The sequence below is a fragment of the Methylobacterium sp. 17Sr1-1 genome (assembly GCF_003173775.1).
GTDB lineage: Bacteria > Pseudomonadota > Alphaproteobacteria > Rhizobiales > Beijerinckiaceae > Methylobacterium.
Window position 1 is genome coordinate 5,244,513 of the sequence record NZ_CP029552.1, and the last position, 18,557, is coordinate 5,263,069.

The 18,557-nt window shown below is 71.5% G+C and carries 14 protein-coding genes; 5 read left to right on the forward strand and 9 right to left on the reverse strand.

Annotated features, from left to right (window positions below; genetic code table 11):
* Positions 1 to 87: 87 nt before the first annotated feature.
* Positions 88 to 1,953 carry a tetratricopeptide repeat protein gene (locus DK412_RS23845; RefSeq protein WP_204165434.1) on the reverse strand — a complete coding sequence of 622 codons (1,866 nt, stop codon included), beginning with the start codon at positions 1,951 to 1,953 and terminating at the stop codon, positions 88 to 90.
* A 264-nt stretch (positions 1,954 to 2,217) separates the two neighbouring features.
* Between DK412_RS23845 and DK412_RS23850 the strand changes: the two genes are divergently transcribed.
* On the forward strand, positions 2,218 to 4,275 hold the full coding sequence (locus DK412_RS23850; RefSeq protein WP_109973990.1) for a methyl-accepting chemotaxis protein: 2,058 nt from the start codon (positions 2,218 to 2,220) through the stop codon (positions 4,273 to 4,275).
* Between the two features lie 205 nt (positions 4,276 to 4,480).
* Here DK412_RS23850 and DK412_RS23855 read toward each other — a convergent pair whose 3' ends face one another.
* The 3 genes from DK412_RS23855 to DK412_RS23865 form a co-directional block, all read right to left on the reverse strand.
* Positions 4,481 to 7,645 (reverse strand): efflux RND transporter permease subunit, encoded by a 3,165-nt coding sequence (locus DK412_RS23855; RefSeq protein WP_109973991.1) that lies wholly within the window; start codon positions 7,643 to 7,645, stop codon positions 4,481 to 4,483.
* A gap of 12 nt (positions 7,646 to 7,657) precedes the next feature.
* Complete coding sequence (locus DK412_RS23860; RefSeq protein ID WP_109973992.1) at positions 7,658 to 8,854, reverse strand: efflux RND transporter periplasmic adaptor subunit; 1,197 nt, start codon at positions 8,852 to 8,854, stop codon at positions 7,658 to 7,660.
* Between the two features lie 247 nt (positions 8,855 to 9,101).
* Positions 9,102 to 9,359, reverse strand: a complete 258-nt coding sequence (locus DK412_RS23865; protein ID WP_162596285.1) for a hypothetical protein — start codon at positions 9,357 to 9,359, stop codon at positions 9,102 to 9,104.
* 268 nt (positions 9,360 to 9,627) lie between these two features.
* Between DK412_RS23865 and pcaF the strand changes: the two genes are divergently transcribed.
* From pcaF to DK412_RS23880, 3 genes are all read left to right on the forward strand, one after another.
* Positions 9,628 to 10,842 carry a 3-oxoadipyl-CoA thiolase gene (gene pcaF, locus DK412_RS23870; RefSeq protein WP_109973994.1) on the forward strand — a complete coding sequence of 405 codons (1,215 nt, stop codon included), beginning with the start codon at positions 9,628 to 9,630 and terminating at the stop codon, positions 10,840 to 10,842.
* Positions 10,843 to 11,157: 315 nt separating this feature from the next.
* On the forward strand, positions 11,158 to 12,099 hold the full coding sequence (locus DK412_RS23875; RefSeq protein ID WP_109973995.1) for a helix-turn-helix transcriptional regulator: 942 nt from the start codon (positions 11,158 to 11,160) through the stop codon (positions 12,097 to 12,099).
* Positions 12,100 to 12,216: 117 nt separating this feature from the next.
* The gene (locus DK412_RS23880; protein WP_109973996.1) at positions 12,217 to 13,257 is read left to right on the forward strand and encodes a KpsF/GutQ family sugar-phosphate isomerase; all 1,041 of its coding nucleotides are present in this window, start codon (positions 12,217 to 12,219) and stop codon (positions 13,255 to 13,257) included.
* Between the two features lie 398 nt (positions 13,258 to 13,655).
* Here the strand turns inward: DK412_RS23880 and DK412_RS23885 are convergent, their stop codons facing one another.
* The 5 genes from DK412_RS23885 to DK412_RS23905 form a co-directional block, all read right to left on the reverse strand.
* Complete coding sequence (locus DK412_RS23885) at positions 13,656 to 14,072, reverse strand: nuclear transport factor 2 family protein (RefSeq protein WP_109973997.1); 417 nt, start codon at positions 14,070 to 14,072, stop codon at positions 13,656 to 13,658.
* Positions 14,073 to 14,158: 86 nt separating this feature from the next.
* Complete coding sequence (locus DK412_RS23890; RefSeq protein ID WP_109973998.1) at positions 14,159 to 14,737, reverse strand: NAD(P)H-dependent oxidoreductase; 579 nt, start codon at positions 14,735 to 14,737, stop codon at positions 14,159 to 14,161.
* 57 nt (positions 14,738 to 14,794) lie between these two features.
* Positions 14,795 to 16,120: a TRAP transporter large permease subunit gene (locus DK412_RS23895; protein ID WP_109973999.1), complete on the reverse strand. Its 1,326-nt coding sequence runs from the start codon at positions 16,118 to 16,120 to the stop codon at positions 14,795 to 14,797.
* On the reverse strand, positions 16,117 to 16,728 hold the full coding sequence (locus DK412_RS23900) for a TRAP transporter small permease (protein WP_109974000.1): 612 nt from the start codon (positions 16,726 to 16,728) through the stop codon (positions 16,117 to 16,119). The genes DK412_RS23895 and DK412_RS23900 overlap by 4 nt, the downstream gene beginning before the upstream one ends.
* Before the next feature lie 40 nt (positions 16,729 to 16,768).
* The gene (locus DK412_RS23905; protein ID WP_109974001.1) at positions 16,769 to 17,560 is read right to left on the reverse strand and encodes a glutathione S-transferase family protein; all 792 of its coding nucleotides are present in this window, start codon (positions 17,558 to 17,560) and stop codon (positions 16,769 to 16,771) included.
* Between the two features lie 185 nt (positions 17,561 to 17,745).
* Between DK412_RS23905 and modA the strand changes: the two genes are divergently transcribed.
* Positions 17,746 to 18,528 carry a molybdate ABC transporter substrate-binding protein gene (modA, locus tag DK412_RS23910; protein WP_109974002.1) on the forward strand — a complete coding sequence of 261 codons (783 nt, stop codon included), beginning with the start codon at positions 17,746 to 17,748 and terminating at the stop codon, positions 18,526 to 18,528.
* The last annotated feature ends 29 nt before the right edge of the window (positions 18,529 to 18,557 follow it).

Sequence of the window (18,557 nt, forward strand, 5' to 3'; positions counted from 1 at the left end):
GGCAAGGTCATTGAACGGCGAAGGGGCGCGGCGCCTGTCCGGCGCCGCGCCCGCGATGTCGTCTCGATGCTGGGAGAGCAGGGGCGTTCAGCCCCCGCTCTTCGTCTCGGTGCCCATCGCCGGCGGCTCCGTCGGGGCCGGGGCGCCCTTCGGCATCTCGGGCTGGGGCGCGGAGGCGGGCTGGCTCTCGGCGGTCGCGGCGGGCTTCTCCAGCTCCGGTAGCCCGTCCTTGAGCTTGGCCTCGATCTTGGCCAGGTCCTCCGGCTCGGGGTTCAGGTCCTTGGCGTGCTGCCACTGGAACTTGCCCTCGAGGCGCCGGCCGCTGCGCCAGTAGGCGTCGCCGAGGTGGTCGTTGATGGTGGGGTCGCCCGGCTTCAGCTCGATCGCCTTCTCGAGCTCGCGCACCGCGTCGTCCCAGCGGCCGAGGCGGAAATAGGCCCAGCCGAGGCTGTCGATGATCATGCCGTCGCGCGGCTGGAGGTCGACCGCCTGCTTCAGCATGCGGAACGCCTCGTCGATGTTCATGTTCTGGTCGACCCAGGAATAGGCGAGATAGTTCAGCACCTGGGCGCGGCCGTTCGGCTGCGTCGCCGGCACGAGGTCGAGCGCCTTCTTCAGGTCGGCCTCGGCCTTCGGCCACTCCTTGGCGCGCTCGTATGACGTGCCGCGGAAGTAGTACAGGGTCCAGTAGTTGCGCGCCGGCTGGTCGCCGATCAGGTCGATCGCCTTGGTGTAGGTCTGGGCCGACTCGGCGTACTTCTTGCGCGAGCGCTGGACGTTGCCGAGCGCCGAGATCACGTCGATGTCGTTGGGATAGGTCTTGGCGACTTGGTCGAGATGGGCGATCGCCTCCTCGCCCTTGCCCATCTGCTCGAGGTTGAGGCCGATCTGGATGTCGGCGTTGAGCTTGAGCGGCGAGGAGGCCGGCATGCGGGCGAAGACCTCGTTCGCCCGGTCGGGCGCCTTCATCCGCTCCAGCGTGTCGGCGAGCGTCAGCAGCGCCAGCGAGTGCTCGGGGGCGAGGTAGAGGGCGAGGCGCAGGTAGACGACCGCCGGCAGTTCGTCGCCCTGCGAGGTCCCGGCCGAGCCGAGGCCGTAGAGCACCTCCGCCGCGCCTTCCTGGGCCGAGCCGATCAGCGGCGTGAGCGGCTTGCCGGCCTTCAGCTTGTCGAGGGCGTCGCGCACGATCGGGTGGCGCGGCAGGACGTTGTCGAATTCCTGGTAGGCCGCCACCGCGAGGTCGGGCCGGCCGGATTCGGCCTCGAAGCGGCCGTAGGCGTCGACGATGCGCAGGGTGTTGCGGTCGGCATCGTAGGCCGCCTTCAGCCGACGCTCCGCCTCGACCTTGTCGCCGACGAGCGCCGCGATCAGCCCGGCGTGGTAATCGCGAAAGACGTTGTAGTAGCGCTCGCCCTTCAGCTTGTTGATGGTCTCGAGCGCCTTCTTGCCCTCGCCGGCGCCGGCATAGGACCATGCCGTCAGGAGGGTCGAGGTCAGGTCGGCCGCCGCGCCCTTGCCGCCGCGCTGCAGGTTCTGGCGCGCCGCGGCGAATTGCTTGGCCTTGATCTTCTGCACGCCGAGCGCGAGCTGGGCGAGGCCGTTGGCGCCGTCCCGCGCCGTCAGGCGCTCGGCGGCGCGGAACGCCTCCGGCAGCGAGCCGTCGGCGAGCAGGGCCACGAAGGAGCGTTCGAGCAGCTCGGCGTTGCGGGGGTCGCCCTTCACCGCCTCGCGGTAATAGGTGGCGGCGGCGGCCGTGTCGCGGGAGGCGCCGGCGATGTAGGCGGCGAGGAAGTTGCCTTCCAGCGAATCCGCCGGCTCGTAGGCCTGCGGAGCGGCGATCTCCCGCGCCGGCAGCCGGGCCGCGAGGGCCGGCGCCGTCGAGGCGGCGAGAAGCAGGGCCAGCGCGGCGCGCGCAACTCCGCGGCGGGGGGCGGGGATTCGGGTCTTGAGCACCAAACTCGTGGCTCCGTGATCGCGCCGGCCGCGGCGCCGGCACGCGAAATCGGCGGGACATTGGACCCTGCGCGGGGCAGCGGCAAGACCAAACGGCGGCGGCGATGTGTCGGGGGCTGCTGCCGGGGCGGGCCGGGCGGGCCGTCCGTGCCGGCCCGAGGATGGCCCTCCCGCGGCTCGAGATTCAGGGTGTAAGACCTATCTTAAGCAATCGCCGCGATAGAGTCGTTAGATTGCTCAAGTCGACCGTCAGAGCCGCCAAACATGTCGCTGCGTAGACAAATATTCCTCATCCTGGGCCTGATCGGCTGCCTGCTGGTCTGGCTCGCGGGTTATCAGGTCACTGACGCCTGGAACCAGGCCGACATCATGCGGCGGGCGGCGGAGGCCAACCGGGTGACTGACGGGCTCGCCGCCGCCGCCGCGTCGCTGGCAGCCGAGCGGGGCCTGACCAACGGCTGGCTCGCCAAGCCGCCGGCGGCCGGAGAACTCCCGACCCTGGCACGTTTGCGCGAGGAGGGGGACCGCCAGCTCGCCCTCTCCCTGGAGACCCTGCGGCAGGACGGAGCGGCCGCGACGGCGGCGACGGCCCTCGGCGAGGCGCGCCGCGACCTCGCGGACCTGCGCCGGCGGGTCGACCGCGTGCTCGCCGGCACGCCCGATGCCGACCTGACGGCGGCCTGGTTCCCGGCCGCGACCGGCGTGATCGCCCGCGAACAGGCCCTGTTCGACGCGGTGCGGGCCGGCCTCGCCGGCTCGGTGCCCGGCGCACTGCATCACGGGCTCGATATCAAGCGCGCCCTGTGGGATGCGGGCGAGTTCGCGGGCCGCGAGCGCGGCCGGCTCAACGCCGCCATCGCCGGGCGGCAGGCGCTTCCCGTCGAGCAGGTCCGCGCGCTTTCCGGGCTCGCCGGGCGGGTCGAGGCCGCTTTGGCCCAGGCCCGCGCCTCCGGGCCGGCCCTCTCGCCGGAATTCCGGACCGCGCTGGCGTCGGCCTCGCGCCGGGCCGAGGCGTTCGAGGCGACCCGCGCGGCGGTGATCCGGGCCGGCGCGGCGCGCGAGCCCTACCCCGTCACGGCGGAGGAGTGGTTCCGGCAGGCGAGCGACGTCGTCGCCGGCATCGCCGAGGCCCGGGCAGCGGCCACCGCGTCGCTCGGTGCGATCGTGGCGGCGGAGAGCCGGGCCGCCGAGACCTGGCTGCTCGCCGCGCTGGCGATCCTCGCCGGCGCCTGCGCGGCGGTCGGCGGCGGCGCGCTGATGCTGGTGCGCGGCGTGACCGGGCCTCTCGCCCGGATGATCGAGGCGATGCGCCGCCTCACCGCCGGCGATCTCGCGGTCGCGGTACCGGCGGCCTCGTCCCGCAGCGAGATCGGCGCGATGGCGACGGCGATGGTGCAATTGCGCGACGGCCTCGCCCGCGCCGCCGCCCTGGAGCAGGAGGCGGCCGCCGCCCGCGAAGGGGCCGAGGCTCAGCGCCGCGCGGCGCTGCGCGAGCTCGCCGACCGGTTCGAGAGCTCGGTCGGCGGCGTGCTGGCGGCGGTGACCGCCGCCTCGTCCGAGATGGAGGCCACGGCGCGCGGCATGAGCGACATCGCCGGCCGCACCGCCGACCAGAGCACCAGCGTCGCCGCCGCCGCCGAGGAGGCTTCCTCGAACGTCGCAACCGTCGCGGCGGCGGCGGGCCAGCTCGGCGCCTCGGTGCACGAGATCGGCGGCCGGGCCGGCACCTCCGCCGAGATGGCCCGGGCCGCAGCCGAGGCCGCCGGCCAGACCGCGCGTCTCGTCCACGAGCTGCGCCAGGGCGCGGCGCGGATCGGCGACGTGCTCGGCCTGATCTCGTCGATCGCCGACCAGACCAACCTGCTGGCGCTCAACGCCACGATCGAGGCGGCGCGGGCGGGTGCGGCGGGCCGGGGCTTCGCGGTGGTGGCCGCCGAGGTCAAGGCGCTCGCCGGCCAGACCGGCCGCGCCACCGCGGAGATCGCCGACCAGGTCGCCCGCATCCAGGGCTCGACCGAGCAGGCCGTCGCGGCGATCGGCGGCATCGCCGGGCAGATCGGCGAGATCAGCGCGGCCTCGACCGCCATCGCGGCGGCGGTGGAGGAGCAGGGCGCGGCGACCCGGGAGATCGTCCGCACCATCTCGGAGGCCGCCAAGGGCACGGACGAGGTGACGGGCAGCGTCGTGCGGGTCGCGGGCGCGGCCGACGAGACGGGGGCCGCGGCGAGCCAGGTCCTGTCGGCGGCGAGCGAGCTGTCGCGCCAGTCGGAGCACCTGCGCGGGGAGGTCGGGCGGTTCCTGACGACCGTCAGGGCGGCGTGAGTTCCGAGGGCCGGAGGTCCGTTGAACGCCCGTTCATCGAACTCTCGCCGTCGTCCCGGCGCTCGCTGGCCGGGCGACAGAGCGCCGATCAGGCACCCGCCTGTTGCCCAGGGGAGAGCACCCCGCGTTCCCCGAGGCGAGGGCCACCAACGGCCAAAAGACCTGCGCGGACCGGCCCGGAAGAGCTGGCCCGCGCAGGCCGCGATCAGTGTCCGTGCGCGTGCTCCCGCACCGGCTCCGGCGCCTGCACCGCCCCCGCCTCGTTCTCCGCCCGCACCCGGCGGCGCTGGAAGAACCGCATCGCGACGACGAAGAAGACCGGGACCAGGATCACCGCCAGCACGGTGGCGGAGATCATCCCGCCCATCACGCCGGTGCCGATCGCCTGCTGGCTCTTCGAGGCCGCGCCGGTCGCGATGGCGAGGGGCACGACGCCGAAGATGAAGGCGAGCGAGGTCATCACGATCGGCCGGAAGCGCAGGCGCGACGCCTCGACCGTCGCCGGAACGAGCTTCGTGCCGGGCTTCCACAGTTCGCGGGCGAACTCGATGATCAGGATCGCGTTCTTCGCCGACAGGCCGATGATCGTGATGAGGCCGATCTTGAAGTAGACGTCGTTCGGCATCTCGCGGATCAGCACGCCGGCGACCGAGCCGATGACGCCGAGGGGGATGACCAGCATCACCGCGAGCGGGATCGACCAGCTCTCATACAGGGCCGCGAGGCACAGGAACACGATCAGGACCGAGAGCGCCAGCAGCAGCGTCGCCTGCGAGCCGGCCTGCTTCTCCTGCAGCGACTGCCCGGTCCAGGTATAGCCGAAGCCCTTCGGCAGCTGCGTCATCAGCCGCTCCATCTCGGCGATCGCCTCGCCGGAGGTGAAGCCCGCCGCCGGCTCGCCGGTGAAGCGGACCGACTGGTAGCCGTTGAAGCCGATGATCTGGGCCGGGCCGACGCTCCATTTCAGGTCGGCGAAGGACGACATCGGCACCATCGTGCCGAGGTGGTTCTTAACGCTGTAGTTCAGCAGGTCGGTGGCGTTGAGGCGCTGGCCGTCCTCGGCCTGGACGATCACCCGCTGCATCTTGCCCCGGTTGGGGAAGTCGTTGGTGTAGACCGAGCCGAGATTGACCTGGATCGTGTCGTTGATGTCGGCGAACGAGACGCCGAGCGCCGCCGCCTTCTCGCGGTCGATCACCAGTTCGGCCTGCGGCGCGGGCGGCAGGCCCTCGACGTAGACGTTCTTCAGGATCGGGCTCTTGCGGGCGAGCGCCAGCAGCTGCTCCTGGGCCGCCATCAGGGCGGCGTAGCCCTTCTGGGCCCGGTCCTGGAGGCGGAAGCTGAAGCCCGAGGCGTTGCCGAGGTTGTCGATCGGCGGCGGCTCCAGCGCCTGGATCACCGCGTCGCGGTAGCTCGCCATCGCCTTGTTGGTGCCGACGACCAGCGCCGCGGCCGACTGGTCCTTGCCGCGCTCCGACCAGGGCTTGAGCGTGACGAAGGCCTGCGAGGTCATCTGGCCCTGCCCCGAGAACGAGAAGCCGTTGACGATCGTGACGGTCGCCACGCCCGGCTGGGCCATCAGGTGCTCCTCGGTCTTCTTCACCGCGGCCAGCGTGCGGTTGAACGACGAGCCCGGCGGGGTCTGGATGTCGACGGTGAAGAAGCCCTGGTCCTCGACCGGCAGGAAGCCCTCGGGCAGGCGCACGAAGGCGTAGGCCACGCCCGCGACCAGGATCAGGTAGACGACCATCATCCGGCCGGATTTGGCGACCGCCCAGGCGACGCCGCGGCCGTAGCGCGCGGTCTCGCGGTCGACGATCCGGTTGAACCAGCCGAAGAAGCCGCGCTTGGCGTGGTGGTGGCCGGGCTCGACGGGCTTCAGGAGCGTGGCGCAGAGGGCCGGGGTGAGCGAGAGCGCCAGGAAGGCCGAGAAGGCGATCGAGGTCACCATCGCGATCGAGAACTGGCGGTAGATGATGCCGACGGAGCCGGGGAAGAACGCCATCGGGATGAACACCGCGACGACCACCAGCGTGATGCCGATGATCGCGCCGGTGATCTGGCCCATCGCCTTGCGGGTCGCCTCCTTCGGCGACAGGCCCTCCTCGGACATGATCCGCTCGACGTTCTCGACCACCACGATCGCGTCGTCGACCAGGATGCCGATGGCGAGCACCATGCCGAACATGGTGAGCACGTTGATCGAGAAGCCGGCGAGCAGCATGATCGTGCAGGTGCCGAGCAGCGCGATCGGCACCACGATCGTCGGGATCAGGGTGTAGCGGATGTTCTGCAGGAACAGGAACATCACGATGAACACCAGCACCACCGCCTCGACGAGGGTGTGCAGCACCTTCTCGATCGAGGCCTCGACCGCCGGCGTGATGTCGTAGGGGATGTCCCACTTCACCGTGTCGGGGAAGAACTGCGACAGCTCCTCCATCTTGGCGCGGATCGCCTTGGCGGTGTCGAGCGCGTTGCCGTCGGGGGCGAGCGTCACCGAGATGCCGGCGGCGGGCCCGCCGTTGAGCCGGGTGGTGAACTTGTAATCCTCGCCGCCGAGCTCGATCCGGGCGACGTCGCGCAGCCGCACGGTCGAGCCGTCGGGATTCGCCCGCAGCACGATCGCGCCGAACTCCTCCGGCGCCCGCATCTGGCCCTTCACGACGATCGGGAAGTTGACCTTGTGGACCTCCGGGCTCGGCTGGGCGCCGACGGCGCCGGACGCGATCTGGACGTTCTGGCGCGTGATCGCCTGGGTCACGTCGGAGGCGTTGAGCGACAGGCCGCGCAGCTTGTCGGGGTCGATCCAGACGCGCAACGAGCGCTCGGTCGAGTACAGGGTGGCGCGGCCGACGCCCGGGATGCGGCGGATCTCGTTGATGACGTTGCGGATGAGGAAGTCGCCGAGCGCGACCTCGTCCATCGACCCGTCCTTGGAGACCAGCGTGATGATGTTGAGGGTCGCCGCCGAGGCCTCCTCGACCAGGATACCCTGCTGGCGCACCTCCGCCGGAAGCCGCGCCTCGACGCGCTTGAGGCGGTTCTGCACCTCGACGCCGGCATAGCCCGGATCGGTGCCGGGCTCGAAGTTCGCCGTGATCTCGACGACGCCGAACGAGTCGCTCGCCGATTCGAAGCTCTGGATGTTGGCCGCGCCGTTCAGCTCATCCTCGATGAGGCGCGTCGTGCCGGTATAGAGGTCCTCGACCGAGGCGCCCGGGAAGGCGGTCGAGAGGGCGATCGAGGGCGGCGCGATGATCGGGTACTGCGCCACCGGCAGCATCGGGATCGTCAGGACGCCGCCGAGGCAGATGAACAGCGCGACGACCCAGGCGAAGATCGGCCGGTCGATGAAGAAGCTCGCCACGATGGTGCCTCCTCAGCGCTGCTCGGTCGAGGCGGGCTGGCGCCCGGCCCCGGCCGCGGCCATGGTGGTGGTCTCGAACGGCACCGCGGCGACCTTGGTGCCGGCGACGATCTTCTGGAAGCCCTCGGCGACGACCCGGTCGCCGGCCTTGAGCCCGTCGCGGATCACCCACTGGCCCTCGACGACGGGACCGACCTCGACCGGCTGGAGCACCACCTTCTCATCGGGGCCGACGAGCCAGACCTGGGCGCGGCCGTCGTTGGAGCGGTGCACCGCCTGCTGCGGCACCGCGATGGCGTCGGAATCGATGCCCTGCTTGATCCGGGCGCGAACGTACATGCCGGGGAAGAGCTCGCCGTGCGGGTTCGGCACCACGGCGCGGAGCGTCACCTGGCCGGTGCTCGGATCGGCGGTCACGTCGGAGAACAGCAGCCGGCCGGGCTCGGGGTAGAGCGAGCCGTCATCCATGATCACGCGCACGCTCGCCACGTCGGCGGCGAGGCGGTCGAGCTCGCCGCTGGCGAGGTCCCGGCGCAGCTTGTTCAACTCACCGACCGACTGGGTGATGTCGACGTAGATCGGGTCGAGCTGCTGGACGGTCGCCAGGTTGCTGGCGCCGCCCTGCTCGACGAGCGCTCCTTCCGTCACCAGCGCCCGGCCGATGCGGCCCGAGATCGGCGCCCGGACGTCCGTGTAGCCGAGGTTGAGCTGGGCGCGGTCCCGCGCCGCCTTGGCGCCGGCGACCTCGGCCTCGGCCTGCTTCTGGCCCGCGAAGGCGGCGTCGTACTGGGCCTGGCTCGCGGTCTGGCGCGAGAGCAGGGTCTCCAGGCGCTCGGCCTGCTGGCGGGCGAGCACGAGGGCGGCCTCCGCCTTGGCCAGCGTCGCCTCGGCGCTGGCGAGATCGGCGCGGAACGGCATCGGGTCGATCTTGTAGAGGACGTCGCCCTCCTTGACCTGGCTGCCCTGCTCGAAGGTGCGCTTGATCACGAGGCCGGCGACGCGGGCGCGCACCTCGGCGATGCGGGTCGGCGCGGCGCGGCCCGGCAGGTCGCGCTCGTAGGGGATCGGCTGGTGCTTGACCGTGACGATCGAGACTTCCGGCGGGGCGGTCGGGGCCGCGGGGGCGGCGGCCTGCTCGGCCGGCTTGCAGGCGGCGAGCCCGAGGAAGAGGGCGGTCGCTCCGAGGAGGATGCGGCGGCGTTGGGTCACGGGCGGTCTTTCCTGCGCGGTTTTCGGGAAGCGGGCGCATCAGCGCCGCGGGGCTTCCCGCGAGAGATCAGGGCGAGGGATCGGGGCCGCGGTCGGCGCGGCTCGGATCACCCGAATCAGGTGTCGGGAACTCTACAAGATCGCGCGTCGGTCCTGCCGCCGGTCGGCACACGGCATGGGTGAGCGTCGGAGGCTCGCAGGGTTCCGAGGCGGAGATGTGACGGAGATCCGGCGGGAGACCGGTCCGTCAGGCGAGACGCTTCGGCGGGCGCTCGGGCAGGGCGGCACCGGCCTGGACCAGGGCGCCGAGGCGGCGCGGCGGCAGCAGCGTGGCGGCGGGGGCGGCCGGGCCGTCGGTCGGGCAGGCGAGGTTCGCGCTCGCCGCACCGCTGTCGTCCGGGCGGGGATTGTCGACGCCGCCGGCTGTCAGGGTGCAGGCCGGGCTCTTGACCCAGTGCGCGTGCAGGCTCGCCATCGGCGAGGCGCCGTGGCTGGCACGCAGCACCGGCTCCGGACGGCTGCCCGCGGCATCCGCCGCCGACATCGCAAGAAGGGCGAAGCCGAGGCCGAGAAGGGCGGTCGCACAGAAGCGCGCGAGAGATGTCCAGAGTCGACCGGTCACAGCGCGACAGTGGGGGTTCCGACCGCACCGCACAAGGCGCCGCGACATTCTGTCAGAGCCCGGACCGGACCGGCCCGGTCGGGTGCGGGGGCTTGATCGGACGGGCCCGCCGCCGTACCGATTTTTCGAAACGAGCACCGGGAGGAGCCCCATGAGCGCGGCGCGGGACGTCTACATCTGCGATTACGTGCGCACGCCGATCGGCCGCTACGGCGGCGCGCTCGCGAAGGTGCGGGCGGACGACCTCGCGGCTGTGCCGCTCGCCGAACTCGCGCGCCGCAACCCGGCCCTGAAGGAGGCGGTGGAGGAGGTGTTCCTCGGCTGCGCCAACCAGGCCGGCGAGGACAACCGCAACGTCGCCCGCATGGCGCTGCTGCTCGCCGACTACCCCGCGCACGTGCCGGGCCTGACCCTGAACCGTCTCTGCGCCTCGGGCCTCGACGCGGTCGGGGCGGCGGCCCGGGCGATCCGCGCCGGCGACCTCGACCTCGCGGTGGCGGGCGGCGTCGAATCGATGACCCGGGCACCGTTCGTGATGGGCAAGAGCGAGGGCGCGTTCCAGCGCCAGGCCGAGATCCACGACACCACGATCGGCTGGCGCTTCATCAACCCGGTGCTCAAGCACCAGTACGGCGTCGATTCGATGCCGGAGACCGCCGAGAACGTCGCCGAGGACTACCAGGTCGGCCGCGCCGACCAGGACGCCTTCGCGCTGCGCTCGCAACAGCGCGCCACCCGCGCGCAGGGCGACGGGACCTTCGCCCAGGAAATCGTCGCGGTCGAGATTCCCGACCGCAAGGGCACTCACATCAGGGTCGATCGCGACGAGCACCCGCGGGCCGACACCACGGCCGAGGGCCTCACCAAGCTGAAACCCTTCGTGAAGAAGGACGGCACGGTGACCGCCGGCAACGCGTCCGGCGTCAACGACGGCGCCGCCGCCCTGGTGCTGGCCTCGCTCGAAGCCGCCGAGCGCCACGGCCTCACCCCGATTGCCCGGGTGCTCGGCCTGGCCTCGGCCGGCGTGCCGCCCCGGGTGATGGGCATCGGGCCGGTTCCGGCCGTCGAGCGGCTCTGCGCGCGCCTCGGCCTGAAGCCGTCCGACTTCGACGCCGTCGAGCTCAACGAGGCCTTCGCCTCGCAGGCCCTGGCCTGCCTGCGCGGCCTCGGGCTGCCGGACGATGCCGACCACGTGAACCCGCATGGCGGCGCCATCGCGCTCGGCCACCCGCTCGGCATGTCGGGCGCGCGCATCGCCGGCAGCGTCGCGCTCCAGCTCGCCCGGACCGGCGGGCGGCTGGGCCTCGCCACGATGTGCGTCGGCGTCGGCCAGGGCGTCGCGCTGGCGGTCGAGCGCGTCGGCTGAGCGCCCCACCGCGGCGGGGCGCCGCACGGAGCCCCGCCGCAGCGGAAAAAGCTGGGGGCGGCAGCCGAAACGCCGCGAAGGTTACGGTCATCCCGCACTGCACCATGGCACGCGCGCCCGGCATGCGGTAAGCAGTCCCTTCCCGCCTGTCCCCTTGTCCGTCCCGAGGAACCGCCCGGACGACGCGCCCGCCCTCGGCGGGACGATCGCCGGCAGACGATCCCATGACACGCTCCAACCTCATCTCCGGCCCCGCCCTTCCGCCGCCCGGACGAAGCCGCCGCTTCGTCCTCCGGTCCCGGTGAGGCGCGAGCGATGCCCAGCAGACAAGGACCGCGCCCGGGCGCGGACGAGCTCCCGGCCGGCGCCACCCAGGCGGACGATCCGGAATCCGACTTCCTGGCCGTCCTCGGCCAGCGCGTCCGCACCATGCGGGCGGTGCGGGCGATGTCGCGCAAGATGCTGTCGCAGACCTCCGGCCTGTCCGAGCGCTACATCGCGCAGCTCGAGGGCGGGCAGGGCAACGTCTCGATCATCCTGCTGCGCCGGGTCGCGCTCGCCATGGGCGTGCGGCTCGAGGACCTGATCGCGGCGGTCGAGAGCCCGCCGGACTGGCCGGTGGTGCGCGACCTCCTGGAAAAGGCCTCGGCGGACCAGATCGCCGAGGCCAAGCGCGTGCTCTCGGGCGCGGCCGCGCCGGGCGGCGCCCCGACGCAGCGCGTGGCGCTGATCGGCCTGCGCGGCGCCGGCAAGTCGACCCTCGGGCGGATCCTCGCCGAGCGGATGGGCTGGACCTTCGTCGAGCTCAACCGCGAGATCGAGCGCGAGAACGGCCTGTCGGTCGCCGAGATCTTCGCGATCTACGGCCAGGAGACCTATCGCCGCCTGGAGCAGGGGGCGCTGCGGCGCCTCGCCGAGCGGCCGGGCCCGATGGTGCTGGCGACCGGCGGCGGCATCGTCGCCGAGCCGGTCACCTTCGACCTCCTGCTGTCCTCGTTCTTCACCGTCTGGCTCAAGGCGCGGCCGGAGGAGCATATCCACCGCGTTCGCGAGCAGGCCGCCAAGGGCATCGCCCCGACGCGGATGCCCGACAGCGACAACGCGCTCAGGGAGATCCGCGGCATCCTGATGAGCCGCGAGCCGCTCTACGCCCGGGCCCGGGCGGTGGTCGACACCGCCGACCACAATGTGGCCGAGACCGCCGCCGAGCTGACCGGCCTCGTGGAGAACTACCTCGGCGGGCGGCGCGGCGCCTGAGGCGCCGGCGCCGCCACCGCCGAAAATCACCGGGCGGCGGCGCCGGCACACGTATTCTGGCCGCAAATGAGTCGGCAGGCTCCGGGCCGCAGGATCACGTCGCGATCGAGGAGCACGATGGAGAGTTCGAACCGGGCCGAGAGCTACGAGGCGCACGAGGGTGCGGCGGCGCAGGTGGTCGAGGCGGCGCATTTCTCCGCCATCCGCAGCGTCCGTACCGAGGCCGAGGCGCTCCTGACCCTCGCCCGCGCCCTCGACCACGAGCTGAAGGCCGGGTTCGGCGCCGCCGTCGCGGCGATCCACGCCATTCCGGGCCGGGTGATCGTGTCGGGCATCGGCAAGAGCGGCCATATCGGGCGCAAGATCGCCTCGACGCTCGCCTCCACCGGCACCCCGGCCTCGTTCATCCACCCGAGCGAGGCCAGCCACGGCGACCTCGGGATGATCACCCAGCAGGACATCGTCATCGCCCTGTCCTGGTCCGGCGAGACCGCCGAGCTCGGCGACCTGATCAGCTTCTCCAAGCGCTTCGCCGTCACGCTGATCGGCATGACCTCGAACCCGGGCAGCACGCTCGGCCAGGCCGCCGACATCCTGCTGCCGCTGCCGCTGGTGAAGGAGGCCTGCCCGCACAACCTCGCGCCGACCTCGTCGAGCGTGATCCAGCTCGCCCTCGGCGACGCGCTGGCGGTGGCGCTTCTCGAGCGCCGCGGTTTCTCGGCCAGCGACTTCAAGCTCTTCCATCCCGGCGGCAAGCTCGCGGCCCGGCTCAAGACCGTGGCCCAGCTGATGCACGCCGGCGAGGAGATGCCGCTGGTGCCCCGGGGCCTGCGGGTCTCCGAGGCGCTGATCGCCGTGATGGGCAAGCGCTTCGGCTGCGCCGGCATCGTCGACGATGCGGGGCGGCTCGTCGGCATGATCACCGACGGAGACGTGCGCCGCCACATGAGCGCCGGCACCGGCCACAGCGACCTCCTCGCCCGCCGGGTCGAGGAGATCATGACGCCGTCGCCGATCACCACCAGCCCCGGCACCTTCGCCAGCGCCGCCCTGGAGCTGATGAACCGCAGCCAGATCACCGCCCTGTTCGCGGTGGAGCGCGGGCGCCCGGTGGGGATCCTGCACATCCACGATATTTTGCGGGCGGGGGTGGTCTGACGGCGGGATGGAGCAACGTCTGCTTGCGACGCGGCACGGCGCACGACACTGGCATAGAGCGAAAGTTCGGTGCCGCCGAGTTTCCTCGCTCAGCCAAACCCGCTGCCGCTTCTCCCCCTTTCCCGGACGACTGCAGCGTTAGCGGAAGGAGATCCGGGATCCAGCTAGGAAGTGCCGCGAAGCGGCTCTATCTTTGCACCGTTGCAAGCAGATGGACGCTTCGCGACTTTTTGCGCTGGATCCCGGATCTCCTTCCACTTCGTTACAGTCGTCCGGGAAAGGGACGGAGGTGGAAGCGGCATGTCTCCCCTCCGGATCTTGTCTCCCCTCGGGATCTTGGCCGCTCGGAACCGTCGCTGTCTCTCGACGAACCGGTATCCGCTTCGTCGGATGAAGTTCTATCGCGGCAGCAGGCGCGCGAGCGTTCGGACGCCGACCCAGCCCCAATAGACCCGATGGTGGGCGATGAGCCCATCGGCGAGGTCGATCATCTCCATCAGGTCGATCTGGTCGCCGTCCGGCGTCTGGCGCGGGTATTCCCATGCCATCTGCTGCCCCGCGGAGAAGACGATTCCGGTGCGGTACCAGCGGCCCAAGCCGTTCTGCGGCGACCGGAAGCCGTCCTCGAAAAAGTCCCGGATCGTCGCCCTGCCGGTGAGGATCCCGCTGTCGCCCTCCGGCCGGGACGCCCAGACCAGCGGGCTCTCGAAGACGGCGTCCTCGGCGTAGAGCGCCGTCAGTCCCTCGATGTCGCGATGCACGACGCTGTCGTGCCACTGCCGGTGGATGTGGCGGATGGCGGCGTCCGGGTTCATGGTCGGTCCCCTCCGGCACCGGAAATGGGCCGGTGGCGGACGCTAGCCCCGCGCGCGCCGCGGATGCTTCAGTCCCCGCCGAAGCGTCAGTACGGCACCCCGCCCCGCCGCTTCTCCCGCAGCGCCTCGGCGTACCAGGTCAGCTCGTCGAGGAACCGCCCGGTCGGGCGCTCCAGCCAGGGAAGGAGGGGCCGGCCCTCCTCATCGAGCGCCTTGTGCACCTCGGGGATCGGCAGCAGCGAGGGGATGCTCGGGGTGCCGAGCTCGCCCAGCATGGCGCGCAGCTGCATCGCCGCGCGCACGCCGCCGTAGCGGCCGGCGGAGTAGCAGACGATCGCCGAGGGCCGCCAGAAATACTCCTCCAGGAAATGGTCCAGGGTGTTCGACAGGGCCGGCGGGATGCTGTGGTTGTACTCCGCCGAGACGACCACGAAGGCGTCCGACCGGCGCAGGAGCGCCGCCAGCCGCTCCAGGGCGTCGGGCGCCTCGCCCTTCGGGTATTCCTTGTACATCCTGTCCAGAAGCGGCAGGCCGAGCTCGGCCGGATCGACCAGCGGCGCCTCGTGGCCGCGGGCGGCGAGGGCGCCCGCGACGTAGCGGGCGGCGCGCAGGCCGTTGCGCCCCTGGCGCACCGAGCCGAGGATCACCGGGATCACGAGGGTCATGGTGGAACTCCGGACGGATCTGACACCGCCCGGACCCTACAGCGTCTCGGCGGGATCTCACATCATCCCGAGCATCCGCGGCAGCCACAGGGAGATCGCCGGGACGTAGGTCACGACGACGAGGAACATCAGCATGGTCAGGAGCCACGGCCAGACCGCGATGGTCAGTTCCGTGATGCCCATGCGGGTGATGCCCGACGCGACGTAGAGGTTGAGGCCGACCGGCGGGTGGCACATGCCGACCTCCATGTTGACCACGATCAGGATGCCGAAATGCACCGGGTCGATGCCAAGCTTGGCGGCGATCGGGAACAGGATCGGCGCCATGATCAGCACGATGGAGGAGGGCTCCATCACGTTGCCGGCGACGAGTAGCAGCAGGTTGACGATGAGCAGGAACACCACCCAGTTCAGGCCGGCCCCGGTGATCCAGCTCGCCATCGCCTGCGGGATCTGCTCGCTCGTCATCAGGAACGAGAACAGCACCGCGTTGGTGATGATGTAGAGCAGCATCGCGCTCATGTTGGCCGAATCGAGCAGCACCCGCGGCACGTCGCGCCAGGTGAGGTCGCGGTAGACGAACAGCGCGATCACGAATGCGTAGACCGCGCTGACCGCCGCCGCCTCGGTCGGGGTGAAGGCGCCGCTATAGATGCCGCCCAGCACCAGCACGATCAGCAGGAGGCCCCAGACCGACTTGCGGAACGCGACCCAGCGCTCGCGCCAGCTCGCCTTCGGCATGCGCGGATAGCCGAACTTGCGCGCCCGGTACCAGGTGGTGAGGCCGAGGAGCGCCGCCAGCATCAGGCCCGGGATCACGCCGGCGACGAAGAGCGTCGAGATCGAGGCCGAGGAGACGCGCTGGCCGTCGGGCCCGGTCACCACCGCGCCGCTCGTGGCGACCGAGTACATCACCATGACGATCGAGGGCGGGATCAGGATGCCGAGCGCGCCGGAGGTGGTGATGACGCCGGCGCCGAAGCGCTTGGGGAAGCCCTGCGCCACCATGGCGGGCAGGATGATGGAGCCGATCGCCACGACGGTGGCCGGGCTCGAGCCCGAGATGGCGGCGAACAGCGCGCAGGCCATGACGCCGGCGAGCCCCAGGCCGCCGTGCCAGTGGCCGATCATCGCGGTGGCGAAGTTGATCATCCGCCGGGCGACGCCGCCATGGGTGAGGAAGTTGCCCGACAGGATGAAGAACGGGATCGCCATGATCTCGAAATTCTCGATCCCGGTGAACAGCTTGAGCGCCACCGCCTCGATCGGCACGGTGGTCATGGTGAACAGGAAGGTGAGCACCGAGAGGCCGAGCGCGATCGAGATCGGCATGCCGGTGAGCATCAGGGCGATGAGCAGCCCGAAGATGATGGCGGCGTTCATCGGGCACGGCCTCCGGTGCGGGCTTCGGCAGCGAGGTCCTGCGCGAGATCTTGGGCAGCCTGCGGGCTCTCGACCACGCCCTCGACGTGGCCCGGATCGTGGTGGGGCAGCTCCCCGGTGCGCCAGAAGCTCCACGCCACCTGGAGGAAGCGGAAGCACATGAGGTACGAACCGAGCGGGATCGCCAGGTAGACGACCCAGCTCGGGATCTCGAGGTCGGGGGTGGTCTGGTCGGTGTCGACGAGGCCGTAGACGAAGCGGGCGCCCATCGTGCCGACGATCGCGGTGAACAGCGCGCCGCAGAGGAGGCCGAACAGCACGATCCGGTCGCGCCAGGCGGGCGGCAGCTGGTTCACCGCCACGTCGACCCCGACATGGATGCCGGTGCGCACGCCGTAGGCCGCGCCGAACTTCGCCATCCACACGAACATGTAGATGCACAGCTCCTGGGCCCAGGAGAGGTGGATCGCGGTGGTGATGGAATAGAGGGCGTCGATGCCGGACGCGTAGCGGTGCACGACGGCGACGAAGATCAGCAGCGTCGCGCCCGCCATCAGGCTCGCGATCAGGATCTCCTCGAGTCGGTCGAGGATGCGCAGGGGGTGCATGGGGTCTCCCGGGACTGTTCTTGTTTTGGGCGGGGCGGCGTCAGGGTTCCCCGCCGCCGGGCCAGGGAAAGCGGATGGTGCGGTCGCGCAGGCCCGCCAGCACCACCTCGACGCCGCCGGACTTCACCATCCATTCGAGGCGGTGGTCGCGGTATTCCCGCCGGCGCCCGCCGGTGGTGTAGAGGGCGGCGGCCTCGGCCATCCGGGCCGCCGCTGCGTCGAATTCCCGGAACGTCTGCGCCACCGAGGGGCGCTCGCGGATCCGCGCGTGCCAGCGGGCGAGCGGGCTGCCCTCGGCGGGCCCGAGCCCGTAATGCACCGAGCGGTTGACCATTGGGGCCGCGGCCGCGTCGGCCCAGCCGAACCGCTCACCCCCGAACCACTCGGACTCGCCGAGGCGGCCGGTCAGCCAGTCCTGCAAGGTCTTCGTCTGCGCCGCGGCCTCGGCGCGCAGCTGGTCGGCCAGCGCGCCGGTGGCGCGGCGGAACCACAGGATCTCGCCGAAACCCCAGTTCACCGCCTCGTACTGGGTGTCGCAGACATCCTCGGTCATGCGGGCGAAAGCGCGGGCGGCGGGATCGCGCGGCAGCAGCGGCGGGTCGGGCCAGCGCTCCTCGACGTATTCGAGGATCACGGTCGAGTCGAAGAGGCTCACCCCGCCGTCGATCAGCACCGGCACCTCGGTGCGGGGATTGGCCTTGGCGAACGCACCGTCGCTCCGCCCGGTGCCGAAGGTCTCCGGCACTTCGGCCGTGAAGGCCACCCCCTTCTCGCGCAGGGCGATCTTGACCTTCTGCGCATAGGACGAGAGCGGGTGCTCGTAGAGCAGCATGGTGTCGGTTCCCCCCGGACCGTCTCGTTCGTTTGGGGGGAGTGTCGCACGCGCCGGAGGCCCCGGCGAACCCGACGATGGTTGGTGACCGCAAGAAAAGGATCGATCCGCGGTCCGGGGCTGGCCGATGTTATGACGGGCCGCATATAACGCGGACAGCCGTTGCCTGCCGAGGATCCATCGCCATGCGCCGCATCGTCCGGGCCGCCTGCCTGCTCTTCGCCGCGACCCTCGCCCTCCCGGCCGCGGCGGCCGAACCCGCGACGGTGTTCGCGGCGGCGAGCCTGAAGAACGCCCTCGACGAGGCCGGCAAGGCCTTTACGGCCGAGAGCGGCCTCCCGGTCCGGGCGAGCTACGCCGCCTCCTCGGCGCTGGCGCGCCAGATCGAGCAGGGCGCGCCGGCCGACCTGTTCGCCTCGGCCGACCTCGAATGGATGGACTATCTCGCCGCCCGCAAGCTGATCCGGCCGGAGACCCGGGTGAACCTGCTCGCCAACCGCCTGGTCGTGGTGGCGCCCAAGGACGCGACCGTGTCCGAGGCGGCGTTCACGGCGGAGTGGGTCACCCGGGCGCTCGGGCCGGACGGGCGGCTCGCCACCGGCGAGGTCAGTTCGGTGCCGATCGGCAAGTACGCCAAGGCGGCGTTCGAGAAGCTGGGCCTGTGGGCGCAGGTGCAGCCGCGGCTGGCGCAAGCCGACAACGTGCGGGCGGCTCTGGCGCTGGTCTCCCGCGGCGAGGCGCCCCTCGGCGTGGTCTACGAGAGCGACGCCAGGTCGGATCCGGGCGTGAAGGTGGTGGGGGTGTTTCCGGCGGACAGCCATCCGCCGGTGGTCTACCCCTTCGCGGTGACGGCCGAGGCCAAGGGCGAGGGCGGCGCGCGCTTCCTCGCCTATCTCAGGAGCAAGGCCGCCCGGCGTTTCTTCGAGGCGCAGGGCTTCACGATGATCGGGGAGGGGGCGTCGCAGTAGGGTGCCCGGCGCGCCGGTCACGCACGAGG